Consider the following 18,128-nt stretch of genomic DNA (forward strand, 5'->3'; position numbering starts at 1 on the left):
GGAAACTCACCCGAAAACCGGCTCCAGATGTAAATGATGTCTCGGGACATCTGCCAACGATGTCCCGAGACATCACAGAGTGGCAGGTGCAGGATTCGAACCTGCGTAGGCGTAAGCCGACGGATTTACAGTCCGCTCCCATTGGCCGCTCGGGCAACCTGCCTGGGTGCTGCACCGGCCGGGTGACCCGGTTTGGTGCGACTTGCAGGGTACAACGAGGATGGGTCGAAGACGAAAACGGCACCAGACCATCAGGGAGGACGGATCCAATGGCGGATTCATCGTTCGACGTCGTGAGCAAGGTCGACCGCCAGGAGGTGGACAACGCGCTGAACCAGGCCGCCAAGGAGTTGTCGACCCGCTACGACTTCCGCGGCACCGATACGTCGATCGAGTGGCAGGGCGAGGAGACGGTGGTCATCACCAGCTCGACCGAGGAGCGCGCCAAGGCCGCCGTCGACGTGTTCAAGGAGAAGCTGGTCCGCCGCGACATCTCGATGAAGGCGTTCGACGCCGGCGACCCGCAGGCATCGGGCAAGACCTACAAGGTCAGCGGCCAGATCAAACAGGGCATCACGAGCGAGCAGGCCAAGAAGATCACCAAACTGATCCGCGACGAGGGCCCCAAGGGCGTCAAAGCGCAGATCCAGGGCGACGAGATCCGCGTCAGCAGCAAGAAGCGCGACGACCTGCAGGCGGTGATCGCGCTGCTCAAGGGCGCCGACCTCGAGGTGGCACTGCAGTTCGTCAACTACCGCTGACTCCCGCGCGGCGCGCGCGCTTCGATCAAACTGATTGAAACTATGGAGCGCGCTCAGCGGTGGCGCATTACCCGTGACCACGCAGGTCGTGCACAGCTCACCGTGGCGGATTCGCGCCCATGCTGCTTGCGCCCGACCGCACGCCCCCGCCGCGATCTTGATTTCCCCCTACCGTACGGCCATCCAGGTCGACGGCCGGAAGGGACGACGCGATGGCAGCGGTGCCGACACTTCGAACGTCGCGGCATACCTCGTCGCGGGCGCGCAAAGCCGCCGCCTCTTCCCGATCGTCGCGGAACTACTTCTTCGGAATCCTCGCCGGGCTGAGCCTGCTCGGCGTCGTCGCCCTGTGGGCGCTGCTCGTCCGCCTGCAGATCTTCTCGCCGTCCCTGCTGCCCTCTCCGGCCGACGTCGTCGCTGCCACCCGCGACATGTACGCCCAGGGCACGCTGATCGAGGATGCCGCCGCGAGCTTTCGCCGCGCGCTCAGCGGATTCCTGCTGGGCTCGACACTGGCCATCATCGCCGGCAGCCTCACCGGCCGTAGCCGCGTCGCACGCGTACTGCTCGAACCCACCATCCAGGTCATCCGACCGATTCCCGCGATCGCGCTGGTACCGCTGGCCATCCTGTGGTTCGGCATCGGCGAGGAATCGAAACTGTTCCTCACCACCCTCGGCGTGTTCTTCCCCGTCTGGGTGAACACCCACGCCGGCATCTCCTCAACCCGCGACGACTACCTCCGCGTCGCGGCGTGCCTCGGGGCGCCCCGACACCAGGTCTTCACCTCGGTGGTCCTGCCCGCCGCGTTGCCGTTCATCCTCACCGGCCTGAGGCAGGGCATCGCGATGTCGCTGATCTTGATCGTCGCATCCGAACAGGCCGGGGTGACCGAAGGTCTCGGGTTCCGCCTCGACCAGGCGCGCCTGTTCAGTCAGCCGGACCGTCTCTTCGCCTGCCTGATCGCACTCGGCGTCGTCGGCGCACTGGCCGACCAGCTGTTCCACCGCGGCACCCATCGACTCGTCCGCTGGGCCAAGGAACAGTCATGACGGCCGGCGGCATCGGAATCTCCGGTCTCACCGTCGAATACGCGACCGGCAACCGCGTGCTCGACGATCTCGATCTCACCGTCGAGGCCGGTGCCTTCCTCGCCCTGCTGGGGCCGTCGGGGTGCGGCAAGTCGACGCTGCTCAACTGCATGGCCGGCTTCGTGGCGCCGACCGCAGGCCAGGTCTCGTTCAACGGTGCCCTGGTGACCGGACCCGGCCGCGAGCGCGGTGTCGTCTTCCAGCGCGACGTACTGTTCCCGTGGACGTCTGTCGCCGGGAACATCTCCTTCGCCTTGCGTGCCGCGAAAGTGCCACGCGCGCAACGCCGACAACGGATCGACACCCTGCTCGACGCCGTCGGGTTGTCCGGCGATGTCGCGGACAAACTGCCCCACGAACTGTCCGGCGGAATGCGCCAGCGCGTCGGCATCGCACGCGCTCTCGCCAACAGCCCGCAGGTTCTCTTGATGGACGAGCCCTTCGGGGCACTCGACGCATTGACCCGATCGCAGATGCAGGACCTCGTGATCGACCTGTGGGAGCGCACCGGAACCACCATCGTCTTCGTCACCCACGACGTCGACGAGGCGCTCCGGATCGCCTCCTCCATCGTCGTGATGGGTGCCAACGGCTCGGTCGCCGACCATCTCGACAACCCTCTCCCGCGGCCACGGCCCGCCAGCCGTGTCGCCGAATTCGCCGACTACGCGCCGCTTCGCCGTCGCTTGCACGACCTCCTCCGTTCCGATCCCAGCCCCATCCCCTGACGCTCTGGAGAACGCATGAACATACGACGCATCGTCGCCGCCACCGTGGCCGCATTCACCGGACTCGCCGTGCTGGCCGGTTGCAGCACCGCCGAATCCGCCGAGGCTGCAGACACTTTGACCGTTGGCTGGGTGGTCGACCCGTGCTGGGCGCAGGTTCCCGTTGCGGAGAAGCTCGGATTCTTCGCCGATTCCGGCGTGAACATCAAGGTGGTGCCGTTCCCCACCGGCGCGGCGGCCCTCGAAGCGCTCGCCGGCGGCGCGGTCGACGTCGCCAACGGCGGTGATGTCCCGACGTCCGCCGCGGCACTGAAGAACCCCAATCTGCGTATCATCGCCGACGGATCACGTTGGGCCGAGGGCCGTTTCGTGGCTCGCCGCTCGGCGGGTATCACCTCGATCCCCGACCTGTCGGGCCGCACCATCGCCGTTCCCCTCGGCAGCAGCGCGCATTACTTCGCGACGAAGTTCCTCGACCAGGCCGGTGTCGAGGCGCAGTTGGTGCAGACGGGCCCGGCCGAGATCCCCACCGCACTCGGCAACGGCAGCGTCGATGCGGTCGCGGTGTTTCAGCCGGCACTCGCCAAGTCCGTCGCCGAGCTGGGCGACGACGCCATCGAGTTGCAGGGCCCCGAGAAGTACAGCCAGCACAGCCTTTATCTCGCCAACGCCGACACGGTGGCCACCCACCAGGCCGCGCTGAGCCGTTTCCTCGCAGCCGTGAAGCAGGCTGACGCCCCGCTGACGAACGGAGATCCCGCCGCACTGGCCGCAGTCGCCGAGGCAACCGGTCTCGACACGCAACTCGTCGAAGGGGTCATCGGCGAGTTCCAGTTCAACACCGCCCTCGGTCCCGAGCTGCCCAGTGATCTCGCTGACCGCGCACGGTGGGCGCAGAGCATTGGCCGAGTTCCGGCCGACGCCCAGATCCCCGACTACGACGCGATCATCGTGCGCGCCCCACTCGAGGGCGACACGCAATGAGTGACATCCGGTTGATCGGGCTCGGCGGCACGATATCGATGCGCGAGAAGGATTCTGGTGCAGTGCCTTTCCGGGGTGCCGCTGCTCTGGCCGAGCGCGTCGATGGATTCGGCGGCGCCGAGGATCTGGCGCTGGTCGGCGGCTCGGAGGTCGACTTCGCATTGATGGAACGTCTGGCTACCCGGATCAGCGCTCTGGCCGCCGAGGGCGTGGGCGGCATCGTCGTCACGACAGGCACGGATTCGATCGAAGAGGTGTCGGCCTGGCTGGCCTACCGCGAAAGCTGGTCGTTCCCCGTGGTCGTCACCGGGTCGATGATCGCCGGCGAACGCTCCGACAGCGATGGTGCGGCCAACCTCGCCGACGCGGTGACCGTCGCGTCCTCGGGCGTCGACGTCGACCCGGTCGTGGTGTTCTCCGGTCGCATCTTCTCCGCACGGGAGGTCCTCAAGGTGTCGGGGGTGGCGCGCGACGCGTTCGACGCGCCCGGACGCGGGCCGATCGGGGTGGTGGGCGGAGGCCAGGTCGAATGGTTCCGCACGCCGCCGCGGCGAGCGGCACACGGTGCGCCGAACACGCCGATCGAGCCGGTGCCGCTGGTGCTCGCCGCCCTGGGCGACGACGGCGCCGGCCTCAGGTTCGCGGGAGCCGGGCGGTCCGCGGTCGTCGTCGCCGCCAACGGCGCAGGCAACCTGCCACCCGGCCAAGCCACGGCCGCGCAGCAGCTGATCGACGACGGGACGCTCGTCGTGATCACGACGCGGGCACCCGACGCGCGTGTGGCACCGCGGTACGGATATCCCGGCGGGGTCGCCACGTTGGCGGCAAGCGGTGCGGTGCTCGCGCCCGGGCTGACCCCGCACCGAGCGCGCCTCCTCGTCACACTCGGGCTTGCACAGGGGCGTGACCGCGACGGCCTGCGACAACTGATCGACAGCGAAACAGCATGAGCCTCACCGTCACCCCCGTCGACCGTGCCGAACTGGTCGAGCTCACCAAGACTTTGGTGTCCGCGGGCCAACCCTGGTGTGAGAACAGCCTCGACGGGCCCGCGCGGTCGCCGGAGGAGACGCGCATCGCCGAACCGGTCGCAGCGCTGCTCACCCAATGGGGGTTCGACGTCAGGTTGGCCGGTAGGCATCCCACCCGACAGAACGTGCTGGCCACCAAGGTGTTCGGCCCCGGTCCGACACTGATGCTCAACGACCACCTCGACACCTACCCTTCCGGCCCTCCCAGCCGCTGGACCGCCTGCGCCGATAATCCTTACCGGGCAACGGAATTGGATGGGCGCATCTACGCCAGGGGTACGTCGGACACACGTGCGAACCTCGCGACGCTGCTGACCGCGGCGCGGCGGGTGGCCGCGGACCCGCCCGCGACCGGGACGCTGCTCGTCGCGCTCACCGTCGACGAGGAACGCAACGGCATCGAAGGATCCTGTTATCTCGTCGACGAGTACGGCCTGCGGCCAGACGCGTCGATCACCGTTGAGCCGACGGCGTGGTCCGACGGTGCGCGGCACGGCATCGCGCTGGCAACCGCGCAGACCGGACACGCGCTGATCGACATCGTCGCGCGCGGGACGTCGAGCCACATCTGGCGCCCGGACACCGGCGTCAACCCGGCGCAGTTTCTCGCCGAGGCGCTCGCACAGATCCGCCGAAACCCGGTCGGCGACTGGCCGATCTCCGTGGTGGGCCTGTTGGCGGGCGAGGCCGGGATGGCGCAGTTCACCCCGCTCGAGGCGCGGGCGCGGGTGGCCGCGGTGAACATCGGGCCCGGCGTCTCCTCCGGCGAGTTGCTGCTCGCCTTCCAGCAGCGGGTCAGCCAACTGGCGCCCGCGGGGATCGAAACGCAAGTGACCTACGTACCGGGGCCGACGTTCGTCGCCGGCACCGTGGAGATACCCGCCTCCGAGCCGCTCGTCTCCGCGATCGACCATGCCTACCGCGCGGTGACCGGCGAGGCCGTCCTTCGCTACACCAAACCCGCGTTCAACGACACCATCCGGTTCCGCCATGCCGGTATCCCCGCGGTGACCTTCGGGCCCGGCGACGACGGATGGGCGGTTTACGACGAGAGCATTTCCATCGACGCGATGGTCACTGCGACCCAAGTGTTGGAGCGTGCCGTCCGCGGCTTCCTCGCCGGACAGTGACCGCCGCAGTTCGTGAACTGCCCGTGAAGATCAGCCCTGCGACCTACCCTGATCGGCATGGCACCTGCGCAACGTGTACCTCAAGTCGTCGTTCTCGGTGGAGGCTCCTGGGGCACCACCGTGGCGTCCATCTGTGCTCGCCGCGGGCCGACGCTGCAATGGGTGCGTTCACAGGAGACCGCCGACGACATCAACGACAACCACCGCAACTCGAAGTACCTGGGCAACGAGGTCGCGCTTCCGGAGGGCCTGAAGGCGACGACGGACTTCACCGAGGCGGCATCATGCGCCGACGTCATCGTCATGGGCGTTCCGTCACACGGCTTCCGCGGCGTGCTCACGGAGCTGGCCAAGGAGCTGCGGCCGTGGGTTCCGGTGGTGTCGCTGGTCAAGGGTCTCGAGCAGGGCACCAACTTTCGGATGAGCCAGGTCGTCGCCGAGGTGCTGCCCGGGCATCCGGCCGGGATCCTGGCCGGCCCGAACATCGCGCGTGAGGTGGCCGAGGGGTACGCGGCCGCGGCGGTGCTCGCCATGCCCGACCAGCAGCTCGCGGCGGATCTGGCACGGCTGTTCCGCACCAAGCGGTTTCGCACCTACACCACCGACGACGTCGTGGGCGTGGAGATGGCCGGGGCGTTGAAGAACGTCTATGCGATCGCGGTCGGCATGGGCTACTCACTCGGGATCGGCGAGAACACGCGGGCGATGGTGATGGCCCGCGCCATCCGTGAGATGTCCAAACTCGGCGAGGCGACCGGCGGGCACCGCGACACGTTCGCCGGCCTGGCGGGCATCGGCGACCTGATCGTTACCTGCACCAGCCAGCGCAGCCGCAACCGCCACGTCGGTGAGCAGTTGGGGGCAGGTAAGCCGATCGACGAGATCATCGCGTCGATGAACCAGGTCGCCGAAGGCGTCAAGGCCGCGAGCGTCATCATGGAATTCGCCGACCAGTACGGGATTTCGATGCCGATCGCCCGTGAGGTCGACGCCGTGGTCAACCACGGCTCCTCCGTCGAAGAGGCCTACCGCGGACTGATGGTCGAAAAGCCCGGGCACGAGGTGCACGGCGCGGGGTTCTAGCGCTCAGTTGAAGAAGGGGTTCGTACCCTCGGGCCGCTCCAGCAGCGGATCCCGTCCGCCGTTGATGATGTAGCTGCCCGCGGGGCTCAACACGAACCCCGACTGGTTGCGGCTGTCCGAGCACGTGGTCACACCACCGTCGCTGCCGCAGCTGACGGTCTGGAAGCTGATCCGCGAACCGGCCGGCAGCGGTTTGGCGTCACCGACGACGGCGAACACATCGGCCGTCGTCGCCGAGAACTGCGGAACACCCGGGCCGCCGCTGACGAAGTTCGCGCCGTTCGGTGCCGCGGGAATCGCACCGCTGCAGCCGTACCCGCCGTTGCGCTGCAGGACGCACGTCAACCCGTCGGGGGTCTTGAACGCATACCAGTGGCCGTCCATCTTCGCGAACTCCGACAGCTTCACCGGCGCGAGCGCGTTGACGTTCGGCGCCGGTGGCGCCGGCGGCTCGGACGGTTGAGCTGCGGCGATACCCTGCGCGCCGATCAGGGCCGCCCCCGCAGACCCGACGACGCCGATCAACACCCTGTTCAGCACGGTCCACACCCTAAGGGGTTCAGCTGATGCTCGCAGCACACGAATCACATCGCCGCAGGTCGGCGGGTTGTTACCCGCATCGGCCAGAGGAGTGGACCCCCCACCTGCGGGATGGCGCGAACCGCGAGTTGGACCGACGCTGTAACCACAGCGAAAGCTCACGGAGGAACCGCCATGACAACCGAGCACACCGTGCTGGTGATCGGCAGCGGTCCGGCCGGATTGTCGTGCGCCGCCGAATTGCTCGCGCGGGGAGTGGACGTGACCGTCGTCGAGCGGGGCGGGCAGATCGGCGCCGCCTGGTCAGGTCGCTACGACGCCCTGCGTTTCAACACATGCCGCCGCAATTCGGCTCTGCCCGGCGCCCCGTTCCCGCGTCACTTCGGTCAGTTTCCGACCCGCGACCAGTACGTCGACTATCTGCAGACCTACGCCGACCGCCACCATGTTGCCGTCGAACTCGGTGTCGACGTGCAGCGACTCGACCCGCTCCCCGAGGAAGGTTGGAAGGTTGCCACCAACGGCGGTCCACGCAGGACACGCCATGTCGTGGTCGCAACAGGGATCTTCAATCAGCCTGCTCTCCCCGACTGGGCAGCCGACAACGGCTTCGTCGGGCGGGTCGTGCACACCGCGGAGTACCGCAACGCCGACCGGTTCGCCGGTCAGCGTGTCTTGGTCGCCGGCGCGGGTTCCAGCGGGCTCGAGATCGCCCACGACTTGAGCCGCTCGGGTTGCCCAGAGGTACTGCTGGCGGTGCGCACTCCGCCGAACATTCTTCTGCGGCAAGTCGGTCGGCTGCCCTTCGACCTGCCGATGCCGCTCTTTCTCCGGCTTCCAGCCGGTCTCGTCGACAAGATTCTGCTTGCCGTGCAGCGCGGAATGATCGGCGATCTGAGCAATTACGGGTTCGGCAAGCCGCCGGAGGGGCCGATCGCTGGACTCAAGCGCCGCGGCGCGGGCACTGCAATCGTCGATCGTCAAGTGATCGATGCGATCCGCGATCGCTCGCTTCGCGTGGTAGCGGCCGTCGACCGACTCCAACCCGACGGAGCGGTCCTTGCGGACGGCACCTCTGTTCAGGTCGATGCCATCATCGCGGCCACCGGGTACCGAACCGGACTGGATGCCATGGTCTCCCATCTCGATGTCCTCGACCAGCGGGGCATGCCCCGCGACGGACGCGGCACCGAGGTACTGCCAGGTCTTCGCTTCGTCGGCTACGTGTACCGGCCGGGGCTGACGAGATTCGTTGGAACGCTGGCTCGACGGGTAGCCGACGACATTGCCCTCCAGCTGGCGGCTACAAAGTTGCGAGAGTCACCGCCGAAGGACGAGATCTTGCGAGAGTAGTGCCGCAAGCTCCGGACGGCTGTTCACACCCAGCTTGGCGAAGATCGCCTTGATGTGACCGCGCAACGTCTCGGCGGTGATCCACAGCCGGCCGGCGATCTCCCGGGTGGACATGCCGGTCAACAGCAGCTGTGTGACCTCCTTCTCGCGACGGGTCAGCTGGCTCAGGTGAACCAGCAGCGGGGCAATGTCCGAACGGCGCGCCTGCTCCAAAACCACTGCGGTGCAGCCTGTTTCCGCCCCCTCCCGCTCCAGACGGACTGCCCGCACCACGAGCCAGTCACCGGAGCGGCCCCTGGTCCGCGCCATCGCCGGCTCGCCGACTCCTGTTTCGGCGAGAACGCGCGCCCGGTGAGCGACCTCGTGCAGCACGATGGTGCTCTCCAGACGTTCGACCTCGACGGGCCCCAGCCACTCGCTGACCTGCGGTGTCATCGACTCGATGCTGCCGTCGTCGGCGAGTATCAGCAGCGCGGGCGCCGTGGGAACGGACGGCGCGGGCCTACGGCCGAGCTGAAGGGACGCCCGGATGCCGTTGGCCACGTGCGGGCAGAGCCTCGCCATCGTGGCGACCTCGACCTCGGTGAAGAACGGGTCCTCGGCACGCCGGGTGAGGCAGAAGTGCCCCCAGGTGGCCGACCCGGAACTGAAGACGCCCCGCATCTCGTCGCCGTATCCGTTGGGTTGGTAGATCTTCGACCAACGTGTGCTGCGGCTCAGATCACCGGCGGTCTCGATGCCGAGCGAAGCCGCCGGGACCTCCCGCCGTGCGAGGTCGACGAACTTGTTCACGTCGTCGGTGGTCAACTCGCACTCGATGAGGGCGAGATTCTGCTGAAGTGTGACGTTCTCGGCATGCACCCCGGTGATGAGCAAAGTGTCGGGGTCGGTGAGCAGCCAGCCCGCAGCGGCGTAGGAGATCTTTGCCCGAACGACGGTAGCGACCGCAGACAGTAGTTCGAGCGGATCTTGAGCCCGCGCACAGATGCGCGCGACCCGCTGCTCCAACCGAGCAGGCCAGGCGAACGACATCGCTGACGACATGACCGACCCACCGCCCTTCCGTTGGGGTTCGCCGTCCGTCGGGCTGGTCCGTACTGTCGGTTCTACTCCCCTTTTACGCAGTCAGACAAGGACTCTGTGGGCCGCTCACACACCACACGCCCACGGAGTGGCAAATACGCACAGCGAAGGAGGATCTCGATGTGCGCGCTTTTGAACCTGGTTCACCTAGCCTCGGACGTGTTGGTGGACGCAGGCACCAAGGCTCTGCGGTCACGTCGGCTGATGCGTGCCCCGATCGGGCTGTATCGGGCACGCCTCGGGTTCATCTTCGGCTCGCGGATCCTGTTGCTGGAACACATCGGCCGGAAGTCGGGGCAGACCCGGCAAGTGGTGCTCGAGGTGCTCGATCGGACTGACCCGGAGGCTTACATCGTCGCCTCCGGCTTCGGTACCCGCGCGCAGTGGTACAAGAACGTCCAGGCCGATCCCAGGGTGAAGGTGTCCGTCGGTACCCGGTTGTCGAGGCCCGCGATCGCGCGTCCGCTCAGCACCGACGAAGCTGACGCTGCGCTGCGCCGTTACGTCGACCGGCACCGCCGGGCGTGGGAGACGATGAAGCCGGTCCTCGAATCGACCCTGGGCGCACCGATCACCACCGAGAACACCGCCCTGCCGATGGTCGAACTGCGGCTGACAGACCACTGACCGGTGAGGTGTCAGTAGTAGCCAGGGCCTCGACCGGCCATCGACTCCAGGCGGGCGATGCGGTCCCCGATCGGCGGGTGGGTCGAGAACAGCTTGCCGATCTTCTCGCCCGCGCGGAACGGGTTGGCGATCATCAGGTGCGCCTGATCGGCCAGCTTGGGGTCGGGCGGCAGCGGTGCCTGCTCGACGCCGGCGCTGATCTTGCGCAGCGCGCTGGCCAACGCCAGCGGATCGCCCGTCAGCTCCGCGCCGGACTGGTCGGCCTGGTACTCCCGCGACCGCGACACGGCCAGCCGGATCACTGTCGCCGCGATGGGGCCGAGCAGCGAAACCAACAGGATCGCAAAGGGATTGGCGCCCTCACGGTTACCGCCGAAGATCGTCGCGAAGTAGGCGATGTTGGCGAGCGCGGTGATGACCGCGGCCATCGCGCCGGCGACGCTCGAGATCAGGATGTCGCGGTTGTAGACGTGTGAGAGTTCGTGCCCGAGCACCGCCCGTAGTTCGCGTTCGTTGAGGATGTGCAGGATGCCGGTCGTACAGCACACCGCGGCGTTGCGCGGATTGCGGCCGGTGGCGAACGCGTTCGGCGCGTCGGTGTCGCTGATGTACAGCCGCGGCATCGGCTGGCGGGCCGTGGTGGCCAGCTCGCGCACGATCCGGTACATCACCGGGGCCTGCATTTCGGTGACGGGCTGCGCGTGCATCGCCCGCAGCGCGATCTTGTCGCTGTTGAAATACATGTAGGCGTTCATGCCGACGGCGAACAGCACCGCCAGGCCGATGAGCGCCGTATTGCGGAACAGCGCGGCGATGAACACGATCAGCGCCGAGAACCCCACCAGCAGAGCGAACGTCTTGGCGGTGTTCGCGTGCGGATGCCAGGTCATCGCTTCCTCCTTCGGAAAGAAAGACTTCGCTGAGTCAACGCTTAGGCGGGCTCCGCAAGTTCCGGCGCTCAGCCGTGCCGGTTCACCGTGTAATCCACCAGGGTCGCCAGGGCCTGACGGCCCGGCCCCTCGGGCAGCTGGGAGAGCTCTTCACGGGCCTGCACCGCGTATTGCGCGACGGTCTGCTTGGCCCTGGTCATGCCCGGCGAGCCGCGCAACAGCCGCAGCGCCTCGGCCACGTCGTCGTCGTTTTCCACCGGTCCGGCCAGCAGCTCGCGCAACCGGTCGGCGGCGGGACCGTCGTCACGCAGCGCGTAAAGCACCGGCAGCGTGTGCACACCTTCGCGCAGGTCGGTGCCCGGCACCTTGCCGGACTCGTCCGGATCGCTGTCGATGTCGATGATGTCGTCGGAGATCTGGAAAGCCGTGCCGACGATGCCGCCCAGCCGGCTCAACCGCTCGATTTGCTCTTCGTCGGCACCCGAGAACGTCGCCCCGAACCGGCCGGACGCCGCAATCAGACATGCGGTCTTCTCGTAGACGACCTTCAGGTAGTGCTCGACGGAGTCGACGTGTTCGGCCGCGCCGCGGGTTTCCCGCATCTGGCCGGTGACCAGCTGGGCAAAGGTGTCGGCGATGATGCGAACCGCGTCGGGTCCGAGCCTGCTGACCAGACGCGAGGCGGTCGCGAACAGGTAGTCGCCCGCCAGGATCGCGATGTTGTTGCCCCAGCGTGCGTTGGCGCTGTCCGCACCGCGACGGACCTGCGCCTCGTCCATCACGTCGTCGTGGTACAGCGTCGCGAGGTGCACCAGTTCGATGACCGCGCCCGCGACGGTGACCTGCCAGGCATCCGGGTCCGGACCCAGCCGGGCTGCGAGCACCGTGAACAGCGGGCGGAACCGCTTCCCGCCGGCCTGGAACAGGTGTTGTACCGCTTCGGCCATCAACTCGTCGGCTTTGCCGAGCTCAGTGGCCATCAGGTCTTCGATGCGGGCGACCCCGTCGCGCACTTCCTGCGCGAATTCGGGATCTCCGAAGTCCACCCCGGCTACCACCGTCGCTGGCGTCCTCACCCTGCCAACATACTGGGAACCATGGACTTACCGGCGGGATGGGCCCACGGCCGAAGCCCAGGGGAGAGCGCTGGGCCCACGGACGCAGCCCAGGGGACGACCGGGGGATCGATGAAGGCGGACGTGGTCGTCGTCGGGGCCGGCCCCGCGGGTTCGGCCGCCGCCGCGTGGGCGGCGCGCAACGGCCGCGATGTGCTCGTCATCGACAAGGCGCAGTTCCCCCGCGACAAGGCCTGCGGCGACGGGCTGACCCCGCGCGCGGTGCTGGAGATGCAACGGCTCGGGCTCGGCCCGTGGCTTGAGGGTCGGGTGCAGCATCGTGGCCTGAGGATGTCCGGATTCGGGGCCGACGTCGAGATCGAATGGCCGGGGCCATCGTTTCCGTCGACCTCGAGCGCGGTCCCGCGCACCGAACTCGACGACCGCATCCGCATGGTCGCCGTGGACGACGGCGCGAAGATGCTGCTCGGCGTGAAGGCCGTCGACGTACGCCATGACGCCTCCGGTCGCGTGGAGGCGGTGATACTCGATTCGGGCGCCGAGATCGGCTGCGGCGAGCTGATCGTCGCCGATGGAGCCCGCTCGACGCTGGGCCGCGTGCTGGGCCGCGAATGGCATCAGGAGACGGTGTACGGCGTGGCGATCCGCGGTTACATCGCCACACCGCGGGCGAGCGAACCGTGGATCACCTCGCACCTGGAACTGCGCTCGCCGGAAGGTGCGGTGCTGCCCGGATACGGCTGGATCTTCCCGCTGGGCAACGGCGAGGTGAACATCGGCGTCGGTGCACTCGCGACGGCCAAGCGGCCGGCCGACGCCGCGCTGCGGCCACTGATGTCCTATTACACCGGGCTGCGTCGTGAGGAGTGGGGCTTTGTCGGGGAGCCGCGCGCCGGCCTGTCTGCGCTGCTGCCGATGGGCGGGGCGGTGTCGGGCGTCGCCGGGCCGAACTGGATGCTGATCGGCGACGCGGCCGCCTGCGTCAACCCGCTCAACGGCGAAGGCATCGACTACGGTCTCGAAACCGGCCGGCTGGCCGCCGAACTGCTGGGCACCGGCGATCTCTCGCGCGTGTGGCCCGCGGTGCTGACGGCGCACTATGCGCGCGGGTTCTCGGTGGCCCGGCGGCTCGCGCTGCTGCTGACGTTCCCGCGGTTCCTGCCGTCGACCGGGCCGCTCGCGATGCGGTCGGAGACGCTGATGACCATCGCGGTGCGGGTGATGGGCAACTTCGTCACCGACGACGACGAGGACTGGACCGCAAGGGTGTGGCGCGGCGCCGGCCGCGTGTCGCGGCGTATCGACGAACGGCCGCCGTTTCGCTAGTCGCGCCGACGCCGCTCGGCGAGCTTCAGGGCGATGCGGGTGTGCGCGGCATCCCGGTTCGGTTGGGTAGAAGCGGTGAGCCCCAACGCAATCAGAACATCAGCGGCGGTGATGAACAACCCGATCCAGTACGCCCACCGCACGGTGGGGTCCGGTTGGGACGCGAAGTACATGATGAGGAAAATCGGCCCGACGATGCCGAAGACGAACATCATGCCCTGAAACATCAGATAGCGCTTGAACGTCTCCATGTCGCAGGCAGAATATCGCGGATGACCGCCGTCTACCGGGCTCCGATGCGATCCCGCCGCGACGACATCGACCCGCAGACATCGCTCGACCGGGCGCTGGCTCTCGGCGTCGTGGGTTTCGGCGACGCGGGTTTCGGCGAGCGACTGGCTCGTCGCGTGGATCGGTTCGCCGATGTCGAAGACGGCTCCTTCGTGTGGACCCGCGATGCGGACGGGCTTTTCTGGTTGGGCCGTATCGATGGGCCGTACCGCCGCGACGACTCCGCGGAGGCCACCGCTGTCGACCTGGTGCATGTGCGGCCGTGCCGCTGGCTGCGCGAACCCATACTCGAACCCGACGTTCCCGCAGCGGTTCTCGCGACCTACAGACGCGGTGGCCGCAACTTTCAGCAAACCCACGATCCCGACGTCGGCGCGCAGACCGAACGCATTTGGGACGCCCGCATTGATCGAGACCCATAACCAAGCTAACTGTAAGACCAGCTAGACGACCTGTTTTCGGCGACGTGCAGGGATTATCCTGGAGCACAGCGGCGTTCATGTAGGCATCGGCGGAAGGAAGCACGATGCTCGGTCTGACAGTTCGATCGGCTGTTGCCGCGATCGCGGTCGCCGCGGCCGCGTTGTCCTCGGCTCCGATTGCGGCCGCGCTGCCCCAGGGACCGTGTCAGGATGTGCCTTTTGTCGGGGTGTGCACGCCGTACCGGGGTGCGACCGGTAAACCGTCCTCGAACGCCAAGTCAGAACCGCCCCTGCCGGTCGTCAACAGCGCCCCGCCGGCCAGCGGTGGCCAGCAGGCAGCCATCGACATCGACGATTAGCCGAGCGATTTCGCGAAACCGCTGACGTCGCGGATGGATGCGTCGAACACCTCGGGCATGTAAGCCCCGCAGAGTAGGTCACCGCCATGGCAGGTGCCTGCGACCACCCGGCCGACCGCGGCGACGCCCGCGCGCAGCAGGCGCCGATAATACGCGAGGCCCTCGTCACGTAACGGGTCCAGTTCGTTGACCGAAATGACATGCGGCGGAAGCCCGTTGAGTTCCTCATCGGTCGCCACGGCCGCCCAACAGGTGGCGTCGTCGGCATGCGAACCGTCGGGGTTGTAAATCGAACCGAGCAACGCGAGTTGGTGGCGGCTGACGAAGTATTCGTCGTTCTCGGCCAGCGAGGGCAGGTCCTCGCACTCCTCGAGCCAGCGGTTGGAGATGTACGGGCACTGCGCGTAACACCCGGCGATCTCGTGCAGCCAGCCTTCGCGTTTGGCCTTGTGCGCGACGGTCAGCGTGAGGTTGCCGCCGCCGGACTCCCCCGACACGATCAGGTGGCTCACACCGAGTTCTGTGCGGTTGGCCGCCACCCAGCGCACGGCCGCGGCGCAGTCGTTGAGCCCGGCGGGAAATGGGTGCGGGCCGAGTTTGCCACCGGAGTTGCGGAACTCGACACCGACAACGAGGAGGCCTGTGGCGGCGAGGCATTCGCGGATCCTGACGTAGCCGATATCGGCCGCGCTGCCGATCGCCATCCCACCACCGTGCAGATGGACGACGGCGGGCATCAGGCCACCGGCGTCCTCGTCGGGGCGGCTGATGTACAGCGTGATGTCGTTGCCGTCGGGGCCGGGAATGGTTGTCGTCGATGTGGTCACCCCGGTGACGGCGGGCAGGTCCTTGCCCAGCGCGTCGAGGATCGCGCCCATCCCCTCCTCGCTCATGGTGGCGAAGGCAATGCGGTCCTCGAGCGGTGCGTCGATGCTCAGCGGCGCGGCGGGCAGCCGGCCGTCGAGACCGAACTGCGCAAACGCCTTGACCATTCGAGGGTCGGAGCGAGGATCGGTTCCGAGCGTGCGATCCGGGTCCACCAGGCGTCCGTGCATGTCCAGACCGTAGCGCGCCACCGCGATGACCGACCCCGGTTTGCGACTACCGCCGCGTCGGCCACCGCGTGTCGACGATGTCGAGCAGATGCGGAAGGCCCGCCCGGTAGCGAGTGGTTTTGCGCCGGTGATGTTGCCGTCAGCGCAGGGGTTTGGTGGCGGCGTGCAGCGCCACGATGCCCCCGGTGAGGTTGCGCCAGCGCACCGAGGACCAACCGGCATCGGCGATCTGGTGGGCCAGTTGCGTCTGGTCGGGCCATGCGCGGATCGACTCGGCGAGGTAGACGTAGGCCTCCGGGTTGGAGGACACCGCCCGGGCGATTCTCGGCAGCGCCTGCATGAGGTACTCCTTGTAGGCCGTGGCAAAGAATCGGTTCGTCGGTGTCGAGAATTCGCACACCACCAGCCGTCCTCCGGGGCGGGTGACGCGCGCCATTTCGCGCAGGCCCGCCACGTGGTCGACGACGTTGCGCAGTCCGAAGCTGATCGTCACCGCGTCGAAGACCCCGTCGCCGAACGGCAGTCGCGTGGCGTCACCCGCGACCTTGGGCACATCCCGGGAAGCGCCGGCAGCCAGCATCCCGACCGAGAAGTCGGCGGCCACGCACCACGCCCCCGAGGTCGCCAGCTCGACCGTCGACACGGCCGTGCCCGCCGCGATGTCGAGCACCTTGTCCTGCGGGCCGATGCGCAATGCCGCCCGTGTCGCCCGCCGCCAGAACCGGTCCTGCCCCAGCGACATCACGGTGTTGGTCAGGTCGTAGCGCCGGGCGACCGCGTCGAACATCGACGCCACATCACGTGGGTTCTTCTCCAGCGTCGCGCGTCCCATGACGCCACCGTAGCTGTGAAGATGCTTCAAGCGGGAATGCGGAGTCCGTCTACAGGAGATATAGGGAGCATGAGCGAAAAGGTTTGGTTCATCACCGGTACGTCGCGGGGCTTCGGACGCGAGTGGACGATCGCGGCGCTCGAGCGCGGGGACAAGGTCGCCGCGACCGCGCGCAACCTGTCCTCATTGGACGATCTCGTCGAGAGATACGGCGATGCATTGCTGCCCCTGACGCTGGACGTCACCGATCGCGAGGCGGACTTCGCCGCCGTCAAGCAGGCCCACGACCACTTCGGCCGGCTCGACATCGTGGTCAACAACGCCGGCTACGGACACTTCGGCTTCATCGAAGAGGTGACCGAACAGGAGGCGCGCGACCAGATCGAGACGAACGTCTTCGGCGCGCTGTGGGTCACCCAGGCCGCGCTGCCGTACCTGCGGGCACAGCGCAGCGGGCACATCATCCAGGTGTCGTCGATCGGCGGCATCACCGCGTTCCAGAACGTCGGCATCTATCACGCGTCGAAGTGGGCGCTCGAGGGTTTCTCGCAGGCGCTGGCTCAGGAAGTGGCCCCGTTCGGAATACACGTCACGCTGATCGAGCCGGGCGGTTACTCCACAGACTGGGCGGGTTCGTCGTCTCGCCGGTCGAAGCCGTTGTCCGATTACCAAGAGGTACACGAGGAAGCCGACCGGATCCGCAGTCAGCGTGTGGCCAAGCCCGGCGATCCGCAGGCATCGGCGCGGGCCCTGCTCAAGGTCGTCGACGCCGAAAACCCGCCGCTGCGCGTGTTTTTCGGTGAGTTACCGCTGCAGTTGGCCAAGGCCGACTACGAGAACCGGCTCAAGACCTGGGAGGAATGGCAGCCGGTCGCCATCGAAGCGCAGGGCTGACGTCGTCAGGTTGGGTGCCTGAGCTGCGGCCCTCAGGCCGCCCAATCACCCGGCGGCGCAGGTCCCCCGGGTTCACCGGCACTGTCGACGGGCGTCGCGGCGCTCGACTGGGTTTCGCCTATCCGGCTGCCATCGGTTTCGGGCGACGCAGCGATGTCGTTGTCGACTACTCGGCCGCCATCGGGTTCGGGCGGCGCAGCGTTGTCCGTGTCGCTTATCCGGCTGCCATCGAGTTCGGGCGACGCAGCGATGTCGTTGTCGCCTACCCGGCCGCCGTCATCAGATTCGGGCGACGCAGCGATGTCGTTGTCGCCTATCCGGCTGCGGCCATCAGATTCGGGCGACGCAGCGATGTCGTTGTCGCCTACCCGGCTGCGGCCATCAGATTCGGGCGACGCAGCGACGTCCTTGTCGACTACTCGGCTGCCGTCACTAGATTCCGACGACGCAGCGATGTCGTTGCTGCGCGCTTCCTGGTCTTCGGGTGGGCGCAGAAGCCGTTCGGGTCGGTGGTAGTAGTTCAGCCGCGCCTGGCCGGTGTCCAGCCCGGGTGGTGGAAGCCATTCGACCTC

Annotated in this window: 20 protein-coding genes, 1 tRNA gene and 1 pseudogene; 13 read left to right on the forward strand and 9 right to left on the reverse strand. The window is 67.7% G+C overall.

Features of this window, described 5'->3' with window-relative positions; translation table 11 throughout:
• Window positions 1-80 precede the first annotated feature (80 nt).
• Window positions 81-163 (reverse strand) — tRNA-Tyr (locus AU197_RS17435).
• 106 nt (window positions 164-269) lie between these two features.
• On the opposite strand from AU197_RS17435, the gene AU197_RS17440 reads away from it, so the two are divergent.
• From AU197_RS17440 to AU197_RS17470, 7 genes are all read left to right on the forward strand, one after another.
• Window positions 270-761, forward strand: a complete 492-nt coding sequence (locus AU197_RS17440) for a YajQ family cyclic di-GMP-binding protein (RefSeq protein ID WP_064403961.1) — start codon at window positions 270-272, stop codon at window positions 759-761.
• 212 nt (window positions 762-973) lie between these two features.
• A complete protein-coding gene (locus AU197_RS17445) occupies window positions 974-1,813 on the forward strand; it encodes an ABC transporter permease (RefSeq protein WP_064403962.1) in 840 nt (279 codons plus the stop codon).
• Window positions 1,810-2,580, forward strand: a complete 771-nt coding sequence (locus AU197_RS17450) for an ABC transporter ATP-binding protein (RefSeq protein ID WP_064403963.1) — start codon at window positions 1,810-1,812, stop codon at window positions 2,578-2,580. Before AU197_RS17445 ends, AU197_RS17450 begins: the two co-directional genes overlap by 4 nt.
• A gap of 15 nt (window positions 2,581-2,595) precedes the next feature.
• Window positions 2,596-3,564, forward strand: coding sequence for an ABC transporter substrate-binding protein (locus AU197_RS17455; protein ID WP_064403964.1), 969 nt, complete (start codon window positions 2,596-2,598; stop codon window positions 3,562-3,564).
• Window positions 3,561-4,514 carry an asparaginase gene (locus tag AU197_RS17460; RefSeq protein WP_064403965.1) on the forward strand — a complete coding sequence of 318 codons (954 nt, stop codon included), beginning with the start codon at window positions 3,561-3,563 and terminating at the stop codon, window positions 4,512-4,514. Before AU197_RS17455 ends, AU197_RS17460 begins: the two co-directional genes overlap by 4 nt.
• The gene (locus AU197_RS17465) at window positions 4,511-5,725 is read left to right on the forward strand and encodes a M20 family metallopeptidase (RefSeq protein WP_064403966.1); all 1,215 of its coding nucleotides are present in this window, start codon (window positions 4,511-4,513) and stop codon (window positions 5,723-5,725) included. Before AU197_RS17460 ends, AU197_RS17465 begins: the two co-directional genes overlap by 4 nt.
• A gap of 57 nt (window positions 5,726-5,782) precedes the next feature.
• A complete protein-coding gene (locus tag AU197_RS17470; RefSeq protein WP_064403967.1) occupies window positions 5,783-6,808 on the forward strand; it encodes an NAD(P)H-dependent glycerol-3-phosphate dehydrogenase in 1,026 nt (341 codons plus the stop codon).
• Window positions 6,809-6,811: 3 nt separating this feature from the next.
• On the opposite strand, the gene AU197_RS17475 is transcribed toward AU197_RS17470, so the two are convergent.
• On the reverse strand, window positions 6,812-7,348 hold the full coding sequence (locus AU197_RS17475) for a hypothetical protein (protein WP_064403978.1): 537 nt from the start codon (window positions 7,346-7,348) through the stop codon (window positions 6,812-6,814).
• 174 nt (window positions 7,349-7,522) lie between these two features.
• Between AU197_RS17475 and AU197_RS17480 the strand changes: the two genes are divergently transcribed.
• On the forward strand, window positions 7,523-8,701 hold the full coding sequence (locus AU197_RS17480) for a flavin-containing monooxygenase (protein ID WP_064403968.1): 1,179 nt from the start codon (window positions 7,523-7,525) through the stop codon (window positions 8,699-8,701).
• Here the strand turns inward: AU197_RS17480 and AU197_RS17485 are convergent.
• Window positions 8,669-9,745, reverse strand: a complete 1,077-nt coding sequence (locus tag AU197_RS17485; RefSeq protein WP_082696725.1) for a helix-turn-helix transcriptional regulator — start codon at window positions 9,743-9,745, stop codon at window positions 8,669-8,671. The two genes, AU197_RS17480 and AU197_RS17485, sit on opposite strands and share 33 nt — an antisense overlap.
• A gap of 159 nt (window positions 9,746-9,904) precedes the next feature.
• Here AU197_RS17485 and AU197_RS17490 point away from each other — a divergent pair, with 159 nt between their 5' ends.
• Entirely contained in the window at window positions 9,905-10,411 is a 507-nt protein-coding gene (locus tag AU197_RS17490) for a nitroreductase family deazaflavin-dependent oxidoreductase (RefSeq protein WP_064403970.1), read from the forward strand.
• Window positions 10,412-10,422: 11 nt separating this feature from the next.
• Here the strand turns inward: AU197_RS17490 and htpX are convergent, their stop codons facing one another.
• Window positions 10,423-11,301: a zinc metalloprotease HtpX gene (gene htpX, locus AU197_RS17495; RefSeq protein ID WP_064403971.1), complete on the reverse strand. Its 879-nt coding sequence runs from the start codon at window positions 11,299-11,301 to the stop codon at window positions 10,423-10,425.
• Between the two features lie 68 nt (window positions 11,302-11,369).
• Window positions 11,370-12,377, reverse strand: coding sequence for a nonaprenyl/(2E,6E)-farnesyl/geranylgeranyl diphosphat synthase (gene grcC1 / locus AU197_RS17500; RefSeq protein ID WP_197415580.1), 1,008 nt, complete (start codon window positions 12,375-12,377; stop codon window positions 11,370-11,372).
• 111 nt (window positions 12,378-12,488) lie between these two features.
• On the opposite strand from grcC1, the gene menJ reads away from it, so the two are divergent.
• Window positions 12,489-13,703 carry a menaquinone reductase MenJ gene (gene menJ / locus AU197_RS17505; RefSeq protein WP_064403973.1) on the forward strand — a complete coding sequence of 405 codons (1,215 nt, stop codon included), beginning with the start codon at window positions 12,489-12,491 and terminating at the stop codon, window positions 13,701-13,703.
• Here the strand turns inward: menJ and AU197_RS17510 are convergent.
• Window positions 13,700-13,954, reverse strand: coding sequence for a hypothetical protein (locus AU197_RS17510; RefSeq protein WP_064403974.1), 255 nt, complete (start codon window positions 13,952-13,954; stop codon window positions 13,700-13,702). The two genes, menJ and AU197_RS17510, sit on opposite strands and share 4 nt — an antisense overlap.
• 21 nt (window positions 13,955-13,975) lie before the next feature.
• Between AU197_RS17510 and AU197_RS17515 the strand changes: the two genes are divergently transcribed.
• Together AU197_RS17515 and AU197_RS17520 are read left to right on the forward strand one after the other, a co-directional pair.
• Window positions 13,976-14,416 carry a GAF domain-containing protein gene (locus tag AU197_RS17515; RefSeq protein WP_082696726.1) on the forward strand — a complete coding sequence of 147 codons (441 nt, stop codon included), beginning with the start codon at window positions 13,976-13,978 and terminating at the stop codon, window positions 14,414-14,416.
• A gap of 104 nt (window positions 14,417-14,520) precedes the next feature.
• On the forward strand, window positions 14,521-14,775 hold the full coding sequence (locus AU197_RS17520; RefSeq protein ID WP_064403975.1) for a hypothetical protein: 255 nt from the start codon (window positions 14,521-14,523) through the stop codon (window positions 14,773-14,775).
• On the opposite strand, the gene AU197_RS17525 is transcribed toward AU197_RS17520, so the two are convergent.
• Complete coding sequence (locus AU197_RS17525) at window positions 14,772-15,830, reverse strand: alpha/beta hydrolase fold domain-containing protein (protein WP_064403980.1); 1,059 nt, start codon at window positions 15,828-15,830, stop codon at window positions 14,772-14,774. The two genes, AU197_RS17520 and AU197_RS17525, sit on opposite strands and share 4 nt — an antisense overlap.
• 139 nt (window positions 15,831-15,969) lie before the next feature.
• Window positions 15,970-16,662 carry a demethylmenaquinone methyltransferase gene (locus AU197_RS17530; RefSeq protein ID WP_064403976.1) on the reverse strand — a complete coding sequence of 231 codons (693 nt, stop codon included), beginning with the start codon at window positions 16,660-16,662 and terminating at the stop codon, window positions 15,970-15,972.
• Window positions 16,663-16,731: 69 nt separating this feature from the next.
• Between AU197_RS17530 and AU197_RS17535 the strand changes: the two genes are divergently transcribed.
• On the forward strand, window positions 16,732-17,556 hold the full coding sequence (locus tag AU197_RS17535) for an SDR family oxidoreductase (protein ID WP_064403977.1): 825 nt from the start codon (window positions 16,732-16,734) through the stop codon (window positions 17,554-17,556).
• A 32-nt stretch (window positions 17,557-17,588) separates the two neighbouring features.
• On the opposite strand, the pseudogene AU197_RS26485 reads toward AU197_RS17535, so the two are convergent.
• Window positions 17,589-18,128: pseudogene (locus AU197_RS26485) on the reverse strand (hypothetical protein); the annotation flags it as partial.

Source organism: Mycobacterium sp. IS-1590 (genome assembly GCF_001500025.1).
Lineage (GTDB): Bacteria > Actinomycetota > Actinomycetes > Mycobacteriales > Mycobacteriaceae > Mycobacterium.

What these genes read in the sequence shown, in the direction of transcription:
- htpX (WP_064403971.1), bottom strand. Translation starts at nt 11,301, where the DNA reads ATGACCTGGCATCCGCACGCGAACACCGCCAAGACGTTCGCTCTGCTG.
- AU197_RS17445 (WP_064403962.1), top strand. Translation starts at nt 974, where the DNA reads ATGGCAGCGGTGCCGACACTTCGAACGTCGCGGCATACCTCGTCGCGG.
- AU197_RS17465 (WP_064403966.1), top strand. Translation starts at nt 4,511, where the DNA reads ATGAGCCTCACCGTCACCCCCGTCGACCGTGCCGAACTGGTCGAGCTC.
- AU197_RS17535 (WP_064403977.1), top strand. Translation starts at nt 16,732, where the DNA reads ATGAGCGAAAAGGTTTGGTTCATCACCGGTACGTCGCGGGGCTTCGGA.
- AU197_RS17440 (WP_064403961.1), top strand. Translation starts at nt 270, where the DNA reads ATGGCGGATTCATCGTTCGACGTCGTGAGCAAGGTCGACCGCCAGGAG.
- AU197_RS17485 (WP_082696725.1), bottom strand. Translation starts at nt 9,745, where the DNA reads ATGTCGTCAGCGATGTCGTTCGCCTGGCCTGCTCGGTTGGAGCAGCGG.
- AU197_RS17530 (WP_064403976.1), bottom strand. Translation starts at nt 16,662, where the DNA reads ATGGGACGCGCGACGCTGGAGAAGAACCCACGTGATGTGGCGTCGATG.
- AU197_RS17470 (WP_064403967.1), top strand. Translation starts at nt 5,783, where the DNA reads ATGGCACCTGCGCAACGTGTACCTCAAGTCGTCGTTCTCGGTGGAGGC.
- AU197_RS17480 (WP_064403968.1), top strand. Translation starts at nt 7,523, where the DNA reads ATGACAACCGAGCACACCGTGCTGGTGATCGGCAGCGGTCCGGCCGGA.
- AU197_RS17455 (WP_064403964.1), top strand. Translation starts at nt 2,596, where the DNA reads ATGAACATACGACGCATCGTCGCCGCCACCGTGGCCGCATTCACCGGA.
- AU197_RS17520 (WP_064403975.1), top strand. Translation starts at nt 14,521, where the DNA reads ATGCTCGGTCTGACAGTTCGATCGGCTGTTGCCGCGATCGCGGTCGCC.
- AU197_RS17525 (WP_064403980.1), bottom strand. Translation starts at nt 15,830, where the DNA reads ATGCACGGACGCCTGGTGGACCCGGATCGCACGCTCGGAACCGATCCT.
- AU197_RS17450 (WP_064403963.1), top strand. Translation starts at nt 1,810, where the DNA reads ATGACGGCCGGCGGCATCGGAATCTCCGGTCTCACCGTCGAATACGCG.
- AU197_RS17490 (WP_064403970.1), top strand. Translation starts at nt 9,905, where the DNA reads ATGTGCGCGCTTTTGAACCTGGTTCACCTAGCCTCGGACGTGTTGGTG.
- AU197_RS17510 (WP_064403974.1), bottom strand. Translation starts at nt 13,954, where the DNA reads ATGGAGACGTTCAAGCGCTATCTGATGTTTCAGGGCATGATGTTCGTC.
- menJ (WP_064403973.1), top strand. Translation starts at nt 12,489, where the DNA reads ATGAAGGCGGACGTGGTCGTCGTCGGGGCCGGCCCCGCGGGTTCGGCC.
- AU197_RS17515 (WP_082696726.1), top strand. Translation starts at nt 13,976, where the DNA reads ATGACCGCCGTCTACCGGGCTCCGATGCGATCCCGCCGCGACGACATC.
- AU197_RS17460 (WP_064403965.1), top strand. Translation starts at nt 3,561, where the DNA reads ATGAGTGACATCCGGTTGATCGGGCTCGGCGGCACGATATCGATGCGC.